This is a genomic window from Streptosporangium sp. NPDC003464, from assembly GCF_053588315.1.
On record NZ_JBSFPS010000035.1, the window covers coordinates 1 to 12,496 of the forward strand.

The 12,496-nt window shown below is 70.8% G+C and carries 11 protein-coding genes, 1 tRNA gene and 1 pseudogene; 9 read left to right on the forward strand and 4 right to left on the reverse strand.

Going from position 1 to position 12,496, the window contains the following annotated elements:
• Window positions 1-94: 94 nt before the first annotated feature.
• Together ACWDS7_RS10825 and ACWDS7_RS10830 are read left to right on the forward strand one after the other, a co-directional pair.
• Window positions 95-904: pseudogene (locus ACWDS7_RS10825) on the forward strand (metallophosphoesterase); the annotation flags it as partial.
• Between the two features lie 33 nt (window positions 905-937).
• Window positions 938-1,011, forward strand: a tRNA-Pro gene (locus ACWDS7_RS10830).
• Between the two features lie 41 nt (window positions 1,012-1,052).
• Here the strand turns inward: ACWDS7_RS10830 and ACWDS7_RS10835 are convergent.
• The 4 genes from ACWDS7_RS10835 to ACWDS7_RS10850 all read right to left on the reverse strand — a co-directional run bounded on the left by ACWDS7_RS10835 (window position 1,053) and on the right by ACWDS7_RS10850 (window position 4,508).
• Window positions 1,053-2,018 carry a GDP-mannose 4,6-dehydratase gene (locus tag ACWDS7_RS10835; RefSeq protein WP_451929084.1) on the reverse strand — a complete coding sequence of 322 codons (966 nt, stop codon included), beginning with the start codon at window positions 2,016-2,018 and terminating at the stop codon, window positions 1,053-1,055.
• A gap of 3 nt (window positions 2,019-2,021) precedes the next feature.
• Window positions 2,022-3,296, reverse strand: coding sequence for a class I SAM-dependent methyltransferase (locus tag ACWDS7_RS10840; RefSeq protein ID WP_451929085.1), 1,275 nt, complete (start codon window positions 3,294-3,296; stop codon window positions 2,022-2,024).
• Between the two features lie 109 nt (window positions 3,297-3,405).
• Window positions 3,406-4,101, reverse strand: coding sequence for a hypothetical protein (locus ACWDS7_RS10845; RefSeq protein WP_451929086.1), 696 nt, complete (start codon window positions 4,099-4,101; stop codon window positions 3,406-3,408).
• Window positions 4,098-4,508 (reverse strand): cupin domain-containing protein, encoded by a 411-nt coding sequence (locus ACWDS7_RS10850; protein ID WP_306860671.1) that lies wholly within the window; start codon window positions 4,506-4,508, stop codon window positions 4,098-4,100. The genes ACWDS7_RS10845 and ACWDS7_RS10850 overlap by 4 nt, the downstream gene beginning before the upstream one ends.
• A gap of 377 nt (window positions 4,509-4,885) precedes the next feature.
• Here ACWDS7_RS10850 and ACWDS7_RS10855 point away from each other — a divergent pair, with 377 nt between their 5' ends.
• The 7 genes from ACWDS7_RS10855 (at window position 4,886) to ACWDS7_RS10885 (ending at window position 12,186) form a co-directional block, all read left to right on the forward strand.
• Complete coding sequence (locus ACWDS7_RS10855; RefSeq protein WP_451929087.1) at window positions 4,886-5,731, forward strand: phytanoyl-CoA dioxygenase; 846 nt, start codon at window positions 4,886-4,888, stop codon at window positions 5,729-5,731.
• 4 nt (window positions 5,732-5,735) lie between these two features.
• Window positions 5,736-6,866 carry a methyltransferase gene (locus ACWDS7_RS10860; protein WP_451929088.1) on the forward strand — a complete coding sequence of 377 codons (1,131 nt, stop codon included), beginning with the start codon at window positions 5,736-5,738 and terminating at the stop codon, window positions 6,864-6,866.
• Window positions 6,835-7,581, forward strand: a complete 747-nt coding sequence (locus ACWDS7_RS10865) for an rRNA methyltransferase (protein ID WP_451929089.1) — start codon at window positions 6,835-6,837, stop codon at window positions 7,579-7,581. The genes ACWDS7_RS10860 and ACWDS7_RS10865 overlap by 32 nt, the downstream gene beginning before the upstream one ends.
• A gap of 154 nt (window positions 7,582-7,735) precedes the next feature.
• Window positions 7,736-8,758 (forward strand): GDP-mannose 4,6-dehydratase, encoded by a 1,023-nt coding sequence (locus ACWDS7_RS10870; RefSeq protein WP_451929115.1) that lies wholly within the window; start codon window positions 7,736-7,738, stop codon window positions 8,756-8,758.
• A 40-nt stretch (window positions 8,759-8,798) separates the two neighbouring features.
• Window positions 8,799-10,184 (forward strand): NDP-hexose 2,3-dehydratase family protein, encoded by a 1,386-nt coding sequence (locus ACWDS7_RS10875; protein ID WP_306860679.1) that lies wholly within the window; start codon window positions 8,799-8,801, stop codon window positions 10,182-10,184.
• Between the two features lie 5 nt (window positions 10,185-10,189).
• Window positions 10,190-11,218, forward strand: coding sequence for a Gfo/Idh/MocA family protein (locus ACWDS7_RS10880; protein WP_451929090.1), 1,029 nt, complete (start codon window positions 10,190-10,192; stop codon window positions 11,216-11,218).
• The gene (locus ACWDS7_RS10885) at window positions 11,215-12,186 is read left to right on the forward strand and encodes an NAD-dependent epimerase/dehydratase family protein (RefSeq protein ID WP_451929091.1); all 972 of its coding nucleotides are present in this window, start codon (window positions 11,215-11,217) and stop codon (window positions 12,184-12,186) included. The genes ACWDS7_RS10880 and ACWDS7_RS10885 overlap by 4 nt, the downstream gene beginning before the upstream one ends.
• The last annotated feature ends 310 nt before the right edge of the window (window positions 12,187-12,496 follow it).

A 12,496-nucleotide genomic window follows, 5' to 3' on the forward strand; every position in this document is an offset into this window, starting at 1 on the left:
GTGCTCGGCCTGGCCGGATTCATCAGCTGCGGCATCACGAGCCTGCTCGCCGTGATCTTCGGGCACGTGGCCCTCAACCAGATCAAACGGGACCGTGCTGGAGCCCGGCCAGCGCCCGGTGCGCATCCTGCAGCTGTCCGACCTGCACCTCACCCCGGGCCGGCGGATGCTCATCAACTGGGTCCGCTCGCTGGGCGACCTCAAGCCCGACCTGGTGGTCAACACCGGCGACTCCATCGCCCACCCCGACGCGATCGGCCCGCTCCTGCACGCCCTCGAACCGCTGCTGTCGCGTCCGGGCCTGTTCGTCTACGGCTCCAACGACATGTACGCCCCGCGCCCCAAGAACCCCGCGCGCTACCTCTGGCGCACCTCCAAGGGCGACCACGCCCAGAAGATCCCCTCGCTCCCCTGGGAGGAGCTGGGCTCCGCCATGGCCGTCGAGGGCTGGCTGGACATGAACAACACCACCGCCCGCATCAAGGTCGGCGATCTCGACGTGGCCGTGGGCGGCATCCACGACTCCCACATCAACCTCGACCGCTACGACCTGATCGCCGGCCCCGCTCCCGCCGAGGCCGACCTCCGCCTCGGCGTCATGCACTCCCCCGAGCCCCGGAACATGACCCGCTTCGCCTCCGACGGCTACCAGCTGCTGCTCGCCGGCCACACCCACGGCGGCCAGCTCTGCATCCCCTTCTACGGCGCCCTGGTCACCAACTGCGGCATCGACCGGGCCCGCGTCAAGGGGCTGAGCCGCCACGACTCCGCCTACCTCCACGTCTCCGCCGGGCTCGGCACCAGCCCCTACTCCCCGGTCCGTTTCGCCTGCTTTCCCGAGGCGAGCCTCCTGACGCTGGTGCCCCGCCGCCGAAGTGACGCAAGCACCCGCGAAGTCCGCTAGACTTTCCCAAGCACGAGCAAGACCGACGTGCACCGGGGTGTGGCGCAGCTTGGTAGCGCGCTTCGTTCGGGACGAAGAGGTCGCAGGTTCAAATCCTGTCACCCCGACGTAGCAGTACTTCCCGAGGTGAAGGGCCATCTCTGAGAGATCAGAGGTGGTCCTTTTCGCTTTCCGGCCGCCGGAGGGCGGTTCCGTCCGCGGACGGGTCTCCGCACCGCGCTCCTCCGCCCGGTCCGGCTCCGTCCAGTTCGGCCTGGAGCAGCCTGCGGATCATGCCGGTGAAGTCCACCGTGGGCCGCCAGCCGGTGACCGCGCGCAGGCGGCCGGCGTCACCGACCAGAGGCTTGCCGCCGCGGTGCGGCAGGGCGGGGTCCTGGCGGACGTAGCGCCGCCAGTCGAGCCCGGCGAGGCCGAAGGCGGTGGCGGCGAACTCCTCGACCGTGTGCGGTTCGCCGGTGGCCACGACGAAGTCGCCGGGGCCGTCCGCCTGGAGCACGGCGGCCATGGCGGCCACGTAGTCGGGGGCGTACCCCCAGTCGACGGTGGCGCTCAGCGAGCCGAGCGTGACCTCTTCCGCCCGCGCCGCGGCCCGTACGATCTTCCGCGAGACGAAGCCCGGCCGCCGCAGCGGCGACTCGTGGTTGTAGAGGATCCCCGCTGAGACGAAGACCCCCCGTTCCCGGTAGGCGCGGCAGTGCAGCAGCCCGGCCGCCTTGGTGATCCCGTAGAGCGAGGTCGGGCGGAGCGGGGTGGACTCGTCCTGCACGGCCGTCTCCGGCTCTCCGAAGACGTGGGAGGAGGCGGCGTAGAAGAGCCGCCCCGCCGGGGCGTGCGCCAGCAGCGCCTCGGCGAAGTACACCACCGGCAGGGTGTTGACCTCGTAGGAGGCGCGGGCGTCCGCCGGCCCGTCCTGCGCCGGGCCCTGCACGGCCGCCAGCAGGTAGACCTCGTCGGGCCGGACCGCCTCGACCAGCCGGACCACCTCGTCCCGGCGGGTGATGTCGGCGACCTCGCCTCTGCCCACGGCCACGACGGCGTCGCCCCGCCGGGCGAGCAGCTCGCGCAGGAGCGTGCCGTCCTGGCCGTGGGCGCCGACCACGAGGCAGGTCGCCACGGTTCACACCACTTCCAGCTCGGGCAGCGGGAAGACGAGCTTCCCGCCCGACCGCAGGAAGTCGCGCTCCCTGGCGATCATCGGCTCCCGGTAGATCCACGGCAGGACCAGGAACTGGTCGGGACGGCGCGCCCGGGCCTCCTCCTCGGAGACGATCGGGATGCCGGTGCCGGGGGTGTAGCAGCCGAACTTGTCCTGGTTGACCTCGGCGATGCAGGGCAGGTCGGCCTCGCCGAGCCCGCAGTACTGCAGGATCACGTTGCCCTTGGTCGAGGCGCCGTAGCCGAGGGTGAGCAGGTCCTGCTTCCGTGACTCGTCGAGGAAGTCGAGCAGCCGGTCGCGGTGCTCCCTGGTCCGGCGGGCGAACGCCGCGTAGGGGAGGTCTTCCTCACCGGCGCGGATACGGGCCAGGGCCGGGCCGTCGGCCCCGCGGTCGGCCGTGTTCCTGGCCAGGACGACCGAGAGGCTGCCGCCGTAGACCGCGTTCAGCTCGGCATGGACGACCATCAGGCCGGTGCGCTCGGCCATCCACTCGATCTGGCGGAGCGCGTAGTAGTCCAGGTGCTCGTGGCAGACCACGTCGTAGGCGGTGGAGTGGAGCATCGCGGGCAGGTAGCTCTGCTCGATCACCCAGATGCCGTCGTCGGTCAGGAGGTCGCGCACCTCCTCCATGAAATCCATCGGGCGCGGCAGGTCGTAGAACATCGCGATGGAGGTGACGACCTTGGCGCGGCGCCCGCCGAGCAGGTCGCGCGCGAAGAAGTCGGGGATCAGCTCGACGTGCGGCGGGTAGAACTCGGCGAAGGCCGCGGCCGCGGGATCCACCCCGACCAGGGCGGGGCCGTCGGCGGGATAGGCCGACAGCAGGGTGCCGTCGTTGCTGCCGATGTCCACGACCAGGTCGCCGGGGCCGAGATCGACCAGGTCCCTGATGGCGGCGACCTTGCCGCGCAGGTGGTCGGCCATGGAGCGGTTGAGGCTGGAGCGGTAGCCGTAGTGCTCGCCGTACATGAGCCCGAAGTCGGCGGTGTGGCGCAGCTGCACCAGGCCGCAGCCGCTCGGTGAGCAGACCACCAGCTCCAGCGGGACCTGCGGGACGGGCTCGTCGCGGGTCCGGGGGAAGACCCCGGTGAGCGCCTGCGGGCCGAGGTCGAGCACGGGCAGCAGCTCGGTGTTGTCGCAGATGCGGCAGCGGTCGATGACCGTCATGTGACCTGCGCCGGTCCGGTGACCGGTCGGCCGGCCCTTGATGCCGTCACCTCGTTCGGACGTTGTCATGCTTCTCCAGATCGTGTTCGACCATGAGCTGAGTGAGTTCGCTCGACCATGAGCCGAGTGAGTTCGGTGGGACGGGTCCGAGAGGCCGCCGGAGAGTCCGCCGGGCGCCTCATCCTCCGCCGGCTCCGCATCTCGCGCTGAGCCAGCCGACCACGTCCGCGGCGACCGGCCAGTCCGCCTCGGGTGTGGTGACCAGGGGGAACTGGTCGTCGATCCGGTCGCTGTCGAAGGTGGAGCGCGAGCCGACGGCGTCCCTGATCTCCCGCAGGGTGATCGTCGTCCTGGCGCCCACCTCCCACAGGCCCTTGGCCTCCAGGTGGGTGGCCACCCACCGGCCGCACCACTCGACCGGGGCGAAGCTCTGGCGTGACTCGCCCGCCGTGTAGACCGGCTGGTTTCCGATCATGTCCATCAGGACGCCCTTGACGTAGGCCGTGCCGTACATGGGACCCAGGCGGACGACCAGGTTGCCCGCGCAGAGTTCCTCCGCCTCGGCCCGGTGCGCGCCGTAGGGGGTGTCCGGCTGGGTGCGTGCGGAGATGCTGCTGATCTGGACGAACCTGTCCCACTCCCACTCGCGCAGGAATGCCCGGGTCTTGACCACCGTCTCGCGGTGGTCGTCGGCCGGGTTGTGCCGCGCCCAGTAGCGGCGTGACGGGCAGGCCGCGTTGATCAGCACGTCGAACGGGCCGCTGCGCCGTACTTCCTCGTAGTTCTCGCGGCTGACGGGGACGGCCACGGCCCCGAGCGCCTGGGTGATGGCCGCTCCGACGAAGCCCCGGGCGCCGGCCACCGCGACCCTCACACGCGCCTCAGGGTGTGCGGCAGGGGCTCGACCTGCACCAACGGGGGGTCGCATTCGTCCCAGGGCTTGGTGAGCATGGCGATGAACGTCAGCGACGAGACGGCGTGGACGGTGTGCATGACCCCGCTCGGCGTCCTGGTGCAGACCCCCCGCGAGACGTGGATGAACTCCTCGGGGCAGTCCGGGTCGTCGGCGTCGTCCTTGGTGACCAGCACGCCTTCGCCCTCGACGAAGAGCAGGTATTCGACGAAGTGCGGATGGTAGTGCAGGCCGCGCACCTTTCCCGGGTGCAGGTGCAGCATGTTGAATTCCAGGATGGGATCGGGTGGCACCCAGGTGAAAATTCCGCCGCGCCCGTCCCTGATCGTCTCCAGATTGCAGGACGGTTTGAGCACTTCGATTTTCATGCGGCCTCCACGCGTGAAAGACGTTGGGCTTCCCATAAGAAAAGCCGCGATCCGCCCCGGACGGCGTCTCCGCCGATTCTCCGGAAAGGTGGCGCGGACCGCGTGGTCGAAGGCCCCGGCCTCCGGTCCCGCCCGGGGTCCGGGAGTCGGGCCGGCGGGCTGCCACCGGCCGGCGACGACGGGCCGACGGTCAGCCGCCACGTCACGGATCCACCTCCCGTTCTATTGGGCGCAGGAGTTATCGAGGCTAACTCCCCCCGGGGGAATCGGATCTGAGGGAAATGCTAGTTCTTGGTCCGCGCGGGCCGCCGCGGGTTGGTTCCGGGATATAACGATCTCCAGGCGGTGGATTACTTGCCTATTCCATAAGGAGTGCGATGGGTGCCCAGGTACTCACAGATGAGCAGATCGAGAGCTTTGTCTCAGACGGCTTCATCCGGTTGGCGGGCGCGTTTCCCAAGGAACTCGCCGCCCAGGCTCGCGACATCCTCTGGAAGCAGCTCGGCATGGATCCGGACGATCCCACGACCTGGACCAGGGAGGTGGTCAGGCTGGGGGCCCAGAGCGACGAGCCGTTCGTGCGCAGCGCCAACACCCCCGCCCTGCACGCCGCCTACGACCAGTTGGTCGGGCCCGGACGGTGGAGGCCCATCGAGCAGGTCGGGACGTTCCCGGTCCGCTTCCCCGGCGTCCGGAGGCCGGAGGAGGCCGAGGACTACGGCTGGCACATCGACGCCAGCTTCCTGGCCGCCGAGGCGGAGGCGGCCGGCGGCCCGGACTGGGAGGGCGAGCAGGCGCTCGTCCCGCCCGACTACGACAAGATCTTCCGGTGCAACACGGTGTCGCGCGGGCGGTCGCTGCTGCTGCTGTTCCTGTACTCCGACACCGGGGACCGGGACGCCCCCACGCTCATCCGCGTCGGCTCCCACCTGGACGTGCCGCCCCTGCTCGAGCCGTACGGCCCGGAGGGGACATACCTGAAGGCCGGCGACGTGGGCGCGGGCCGGCCGCTCGCCTCGGCCACGGGTGAGGCGGGCGATGTCTACCTGTGCCACCCGTTCCTGGTGCACACGCCCGTCTCCAACACCGGCACCCGGCCCCGGTTCATGGCGCAGCCGTCCCTGCAACCGGTCGGGGAGCTGGAGCTCACCCGGGCCGACGGGCGGTATTCGGCGGTCGAGCGCGCGATCCGCCTCGGCCTGGGCCGGGAGGACGGACGCTAGCGCCATGGAGGAGCAAGCAGGGAGGACGGTCGCCAGCGCCATGGAGGAGCAGGTGGAGAAGAACCCGTGGCCGGACCTGCTGCGGCTCGTCTTCGGCGGCAGGGCCACCCAGGTGGTCGGGCTGGGCATCCGACTGAAGCTGCCCGAGGCGATCGGTGACGGTGAGCGTTCCTCGACGGACCTCGCGGCCGAGTACGGCGTGCCGGAGCACACGATGCTGCGGCTGCTGCGCGGGCTGGCCGCGCTGGAGGCGCTCACGGAGACGGGCCCGGGCCGCTTCGCGGTGGCCCCGGTGGGGGCGCTGCTCCGCGGTGACCGGCCGGGGTCGTTGTACGCGCTCGCCCGCATGCTCACCGACCCCGCGATGCTGACCGCCTGGCAGAACCTGGAGTTCAGCGTGCGCACCGGCCGCCCCGCGTTCGACGAGGCGTTCGGCACCGACTTCTTCGGCCATCTGAGCCGCGACCCCGAGCTGTCGGAGCTGTACAACACCGCGATGAGCCAGGGGACGCGGGGCGTGGCCGAGGCCCTCGCCCGAAGCTACGACTTCGGCCGTTCCGGAACCGTCGTGGACGTCGGCGGCGGGGACGGAACGCTGATCGCCGCGGTCCTGCGCGAGCACCCCGGGCTGCGAGGAGTGATCTACGACAGCCCCACCGGCGCGTCCCGGGCGGAGGAGACCCTGCGCCGGGCCGGTGTCGCCGGACGCTGCCGGATCGAGGCCGGCGACTTCTTCGCCGGCGTCCCGGAGGGCGCCGATCTCTACCTGCTCAAGAGCGTCGTGCACGGCTGGGGCGACGACCGGGCGGCGACGATTCTCCAGCACTGCGCGCGGAGCGTCACCGAGCACGGGCGGATCCTGATGATCGAGCACGTCCTCCCCGACACGGTGCCACCGGGCGCGGACCCTCTCCCCTACCTCAACGATCTCAACCTGCTCGTCAACGGCAGCGGCCTGGAGCGGACCCGGGGCGACTTCGAGCGATTGTGCGGGAAGGCCGGCCTCACCCTGGGTGAGGTCGCGCCGCTGCCGCCGACCGACTTCTGCCGGCTAGAGGCGCGACCCGGGATAACATGGGCGCTGAACGAGGAGGACGGGCAGGTTGGCGTACCGGTACGAGACGACGCGGGCTGACTACAGCGATCTCGCCAGCGGCGCCGTGCTCCACTCGGCCCCCGGTTTCCCCGCCTTCCCCGTGCGGCTCGTCTCCGAGATCTTCCAGCGGGCGCTCGCGCTACGGGGCGGCGACGAGCCCGCCGTGGTGTGGGACCCGTGCTGCGGGAGCGCATACCTGCTGACCGTCCTGGGGCTCCTGCACCGCCGCCGCATCGGGGCGCTGCTGGCCTCGGACGTCTCCACCGAGGCGTTGCGGATCGCGCGGGCCAACCTCGACCTGCTGACCGACACCGGGCTGCGGGCCCGGGCCGCCGAACTGAACGACCGGGCCGACCGTTTCGGCAAGCCCGGCTACGCCGAGGCCGCCGAGGCGGCCGGGCGGCTCGCCGGACGGCTCACCGCCGACGGCGGGCCGGTGCCGTACGCCCTGCGGCAGGCCGACGTCTTCGACCGGGCCGGGCTGGCGGCGGCGATCGCCGGGCACCGGCCCGACGTGGTGATAACCGATCCGCCCTACAGCGAGCAGACCGTGTGGCAGGGGAGCCGCGCGGACGAGGGCCTGCCGGAGATGCTGTCGGCGCTGGCGGCGGTCCTCCCGCCGCGCGCGGTGGTCGCGGTGACCGTCCGGGGCCGCCGGGTGCCCGCCGGCGCGGGCATGCGCCCCCGTCAGTCGTTGCGCGTCGGCACCCGGGCCGTGGCCCTGTTCACCGCCGCCGACCTCGCCGGGGCCTGAGCCGCCCACCGGTCCACTAGTAAATTCACTATATTGCTTTCGCAATTAGTGATACCGGTAAGAATGTCGCGTATCGTGAGCGGCGGCAACGGGTGATGCGCCCATTTCTCTATGGTCTCATGGCTGGGAGATTATCCTGACTAGGCGAGCACTGATCACTGGGATTACCGGCCAGGATGGCACCTATCTCGCGGAACACCTTCTCGATGCCGGTTATGAAGTATTCGGAATGATACGCGGTCAGGCCCCGCCGGCCATCCGCGGCGGGCGGCGGCCGAACCCGGAGGTCAGGCTCGTCAGCGGCGACCTGCTGGACCAGGCCAGCCTGGTCGCGGCGGTGGACCAGGTCCGGCCCGACGAGGTCTACAACCTGGGGGCCCTGTCCTACGTCCCCATCTCGTGGCGGCAGTCGGCCACCACCGCGGAGATCACCGGGATGGGCGTGCTGCGCATGCTGGAAGCCCTCAGAATCGTCGGCGGCATAACGGCGTCACGGACCCCGGGCCCAGGGCAGCCGCGCTTTTATCAGGCGTCCTCCTCGGAGATGTTCGGGAAGATTAGGGAAACCCCGCAAAATGAGCTCACGCCGTTTCATCCGCGCAGCCCGTACGGCGTCGCGAAGGTGTTCGGCCATTACACGGTGCAGAACTACCGTGAGTCGTACGACATGTTCGCGGTCTCCGGCATTCTCTTCAACCACGAATCACCGGTGCGCGGTCCGGAGTTCGTGACCCGGAAGGTGTCGCTCGCCGCGGCCGCCATCAAGCTGGGCCTGCGGGACTCCCTCCGGCTGGGGAACCTGGAGGCCGAGCGCGACTGGGGGTTCGCCGGCGACTACGTGCGCGGCATGGTGCTGATGCTGGGCCAGGAGAAGCCGGAGGACTTCGTCCTGGGCACCGGCGTCACGCACAGCGTGCGCGAACTGGTCTCGATGGCCTTCGCGCACGTCGGCCTCGACTGGCGCGAGCACGTGGTGGTGGACCCGGCCCTGTTGCGCCCCGCGGAGGTCGACCTGCTGTGTGCCGATCCGGCGAAGGCCAGGGAGCGGCTCGGCTGGAAGCCCGTGGTCTCCTTCGAGGAGATGATCGCCCTGATGGTCGACAGCGATCTGCGGCTGCTGTCGGACTCGCGGCACGCCTCCGACGGTCACGTGACCGAGTTGGCCGCACTGTGGTGAGCCGCCGTACCGTACGGCTCCAGACACCTAAGGACACGCGATGACGTCGGCAGATCTGGATAGCCACCGTAATATCGACGCCCGGGCGGACGGAGTGGGCGAGGGATTCCTGTCCTGGTTCGCCGAGCGGGTCCGGATGTCCGGCTGCCAGGTGGATCTCACCCCGCTGAACGAGCTGCGCGGGTGGGCGTTCGACGAGGCCACAGGGAACCTGGCGCACGAGAGCGGCCGGTTCTTCGTCGTCGAGGGCCTGCACATCCGCACCACCTACGGCCCGGTCCGCGAGTGGAGCCAGCCCATCATCAACCAGCCGGAGATCGGCATCCTCGGTCTGCTGGTGAAGACGGTCGACGGCGTGCCCTACTGCCTCGTGCAGGCCAAGATGGAGCCCGGCAACCTCAACACCATGCAGCTCTCGCCGACCGTCCAGGCCACCCGGAGCAACTACACCCGCATCCACCGGGGCGGCGGCACCAAATACCTGGAATACTTCACCCGCCCGCAGGCCGGGCGGGTCCTGGTCGACGTCCTGCAGTCCGAGCAGGGCTCCTGGTTCCTGCGCAAGCGGAACCGGAACATGGTCGTCCAGGTCGACGACACCGTGCCCGCCGCCGACGGGCACTACTGGCTCTCCCTCCACGAGATCCGGCAGCTGCTGAGGGTCGACGGGCTGGTCAACATGGACACCAGGACCGTGCTGTCCTGCCTGCCCGACTCCTTCCTGGCCGGCCCCGGCGGCGCGCTCGCCGAGGAGGGGATGGCCGCGGCGATCGTCCGGTCCGTCAGCGGGGAGGGCCGGCCCCATCACAGCGCGGCGGCCGTGCTGAGCTGGTTCACCTCGGCCAAGTGCCGGCACGAGCTCGCGGTACAGCGCGTGCCGCTGCGCGGGCTGCCCGGGTGGCGGCGCACGCCGGAGGAGATCACCCATGACGACGGACGCCACTTCAGCATCGTCGGGGTGACCGTGCGGACCAACCATCGCGAGGTGGCCGAGTGGAACCAGCCGCTGCTGTACCCCCAGGGGCGCGGGCTGGTCGCCTTCGTGGTGAAGAGCATCGGCGGCGTGGCCCACCTGCTGGTCCACGCGCGGTTCCAGGCGGGCCTGCTGGACATCATGGAGATGGGGCCCACGGTCCAGTGCAACCCGGAGAACTATCCGGGCGCCCGGCCGGAGTTCCTCGACTACGTGCTGCGGGCGCCGGCCGAGCGGATCGTCTACGACACGGTCCTGGCCGAGGAGGGTGGCAGGTTCTACCACTCGCAGAACCGCTATCTGCTGTTGGAGGCCGGTGAGGACTTCCCGCTGGAGGTGCCGGACGACTTCTGCTGGGTCACCGCCCACCAGCTCACCACCCTGCTGCGGCACGGCTACTACATCAATGTGGAAGCCCGCAGCCTGCTGGCCTGCCTGCACAGCCTGTGGTGACCAGCGTGTCGGAGAGAACCCCGGCCCCGCGCCCGGTCCGGCTCGGCCTGCTCGGCTGCGCCGACATCGCGCGGCGCCGTACCCTTCCGACGATCCTGCGCGAGTCCTCGGCCGAGCTGGTGGTCATCGCCGCCCGGGAGAGGGCGAAGGCCCGCATGTTCGCCGACGAGTTCGGCGGCGAAGCCGTCAAGGGCTACCAGGCTCTCCTGGACCGGCTGGACGTCGACGCCGTCTACATCCCGCTCCCGGCCGGGCTGCACCACAAGTGGATCGTCCGGGCGCTGTACGCCGGCAAGCACGTGCTCGTGGAGAAGCCGCTGACCACGCGGTACGCCGACACCGTGGAGGTCGTGGAGCTCGCCCGGTCGCGGGGCCTGACGCTGATGGAGAACCTCACCTTCCTACGGCACGGCCTGCATGCCGCCGTCCAGCGCCTGGTGGACGCCGGGGAGATCGGCGAGCTGCGCATGGTCGACGGCGCCTTCGGCTTCCCCCCGCTCGATCCCAGGGACATCCGCTACCGGCCGGACCTGGGGGGCGGCGCCCTGCTCGACGTCGGTGTGTACCCCCTGAGCGCGGCCCGGCTCTTCCTCGGCTCCGACCTGGAGGTGGTCGCCGCCACCCTGAAGGAGGACCCGGAACGCGGCATCGACGTGGCGGGCAACGCGCTGCTGTGCACGCCGGACGGCCGGACGGCCCAGATCGCCTTCGGGTTCGAGCACTCCTACCGGTGCGAGTACACGCTGTGGGGGAGCCAGGGGCGGATCCTCGTCGACCGCGCCTACACTCCCCCGCCGACGTGGCGTCCGGTGATCCGGCTGGAGCGCCAGCACGAGAGGCGGGAGCTGATCCTGCCGCCCGAGGACCAGTTCGCCAACACGCTCCGCGCGTTCGTCCTGGCCGTGGGCGCTTCCGAGCGGCCTGAGCAGTCGGCCGACACGGCGGCGATCTGCGTCCAGGCGCGGCTGGTCGACCAGATCCGGGACCGGGCACGGCTCCTGCGGGACCACGAGCTGAGTAGGGGGCACAGGTGAGTGACGGTCGCGTCATCGTGCTGGGCGGCACGGGGTTCTTGGGCCGCCAGGTGTGCATGGATCTCGCCGCCTCGGGCGATGACGTGCTCGCCGTGGCCAGGACCGCGCCCCGCCCCGCCCCGGCCTACCGGTTCCGCTCCCTTGACGTCTCCCGGCTGCCGACCGGGGACCTGGTCTCGGTTCTGGCCGCCGAGCGCCCGGACGCCGTGGTCAACGCCACGGGCGGCAAGTGGGGGCTGTCCGACCGCGAGCTGGAGGCCAGTTGCGTGGTGCCGACCCGCCGCCTCCTGGCGGCGCTGGAGCGGCTCAGGTACCGGCCGCGTCTGGTGCACCTGGGTTCGGTGCTGGAGTACGGTCCGATCGCTCCCGGCGGCCGGACGTCCGCGGCGCAGCCGCTCCGCCCCACGACCACCTACGGCAAGACCAAGCTGGCCGCGACCCAGGCCGTCCTGACGGCGGCCGCGGCGGGGACCGTGGACGCCATCGTGCTGCGGATCGCGAACGTGGCCGGTCCCGGCACACCGGCGGTCAGCCTGCTCGGGCGGGTGGCCGGTCAGCTCGCCGAGGCCGCCGCCGGCGGAGAGCCCGCGAAGGTGGAGCTGACCTCCCTGCGCGCCCACCGCGACTACGTGGACGTCCGGGACGTGTCCGACGCCGTCCTCGCCGCGACGCGGGCTCCGGTCACGGGCACGGCGATCGGCATCGGGCGGGGGGAGGCCGTCCCCGTACGCTCGCTCGTCGAGCTGCTCATCGAGGTGAGCGGGGTCGCCGCCCACGTGGTGGAGCTGCCGACCCCGGCCGGGTCGCCGGATCTCGGCGACTGGACCAGGGTCGACCCGCGTCCGGCCCGGGAGCTGCTCGGCTGGAGCCCGCGGCGGACCCTGCGCGACTCGGTGCGCGGGCTGTGGGACGAGGTCAGGGCGCGGACGGGGGTGCCTGAGCGGAGCTCGGCCGTCCCCGGGCAGTAGCGCTCAGCCGCGGATCGCGATCTCGCGGGCGTGGCCGCCGGGAAAATCGAAATTCGGGCGATAATCCACGCCGTCGGATTCAAGCGGGCGGGAACTCCGCCGGGCAAAGGGCCCGGTTTCGAGACGCCTCGGCGCCGGAACGGAATCCGCCGCACTCCCGTCGACAGGCGGTCCGCATTTCGGTAACGAGCCGTACGCCCGATCCGGCCCGGCCGGAATGAGACGGCGGCGATATTAGGGAAATCACGAATCAAACTTCGATAACTTTACGAAGAACTCAGATCGCCGACACAACTGGAGTCTTCGTGAA

What these genes read in the sequence shown, in the direction of transcription:
- ACWDS7_RS10840 (WP_451929085.1), bottom strand. Translation starts at nt 3,296, where the DNA reads ATGACAACGTCCGAACGAGGTGACGGCATCAAGGGCCGGCCGACCGGT.
- ACWDS7_RS10875 (WP_306860679.1), top strand. Translation starts at nt 8,799, where the DNA reads ATGACGTCGGCAGATCTGGATAGCCACCGTAATATCGACGCCCGGGCG.
- ACWDS7_RS10850 (WP_306860671.1), bottom strand. Translation starts at nt 4,508, where the DNA reads ATGAAAATCGAAGTGCTCAAACCGTCCTGCAATCTGGAGACGATCAGG.
- ACWDS7_RS10860 (WP_451929088.1), top strand. Translation starts at nt 5,736, where the DNA reads ATGGAGGAGCAAGCAGGGAGGACGGTCGCCAGCGCCATGGAGGAGCAG.
- ACWDS7_RS10855 (WP_451929087.1), top strand. Translation starts at nt 4,886, where the DNA reads ATGGGTGCCCAGGTACTCACAGATGAGCAGATCGAGAGCTTTGTCTCA.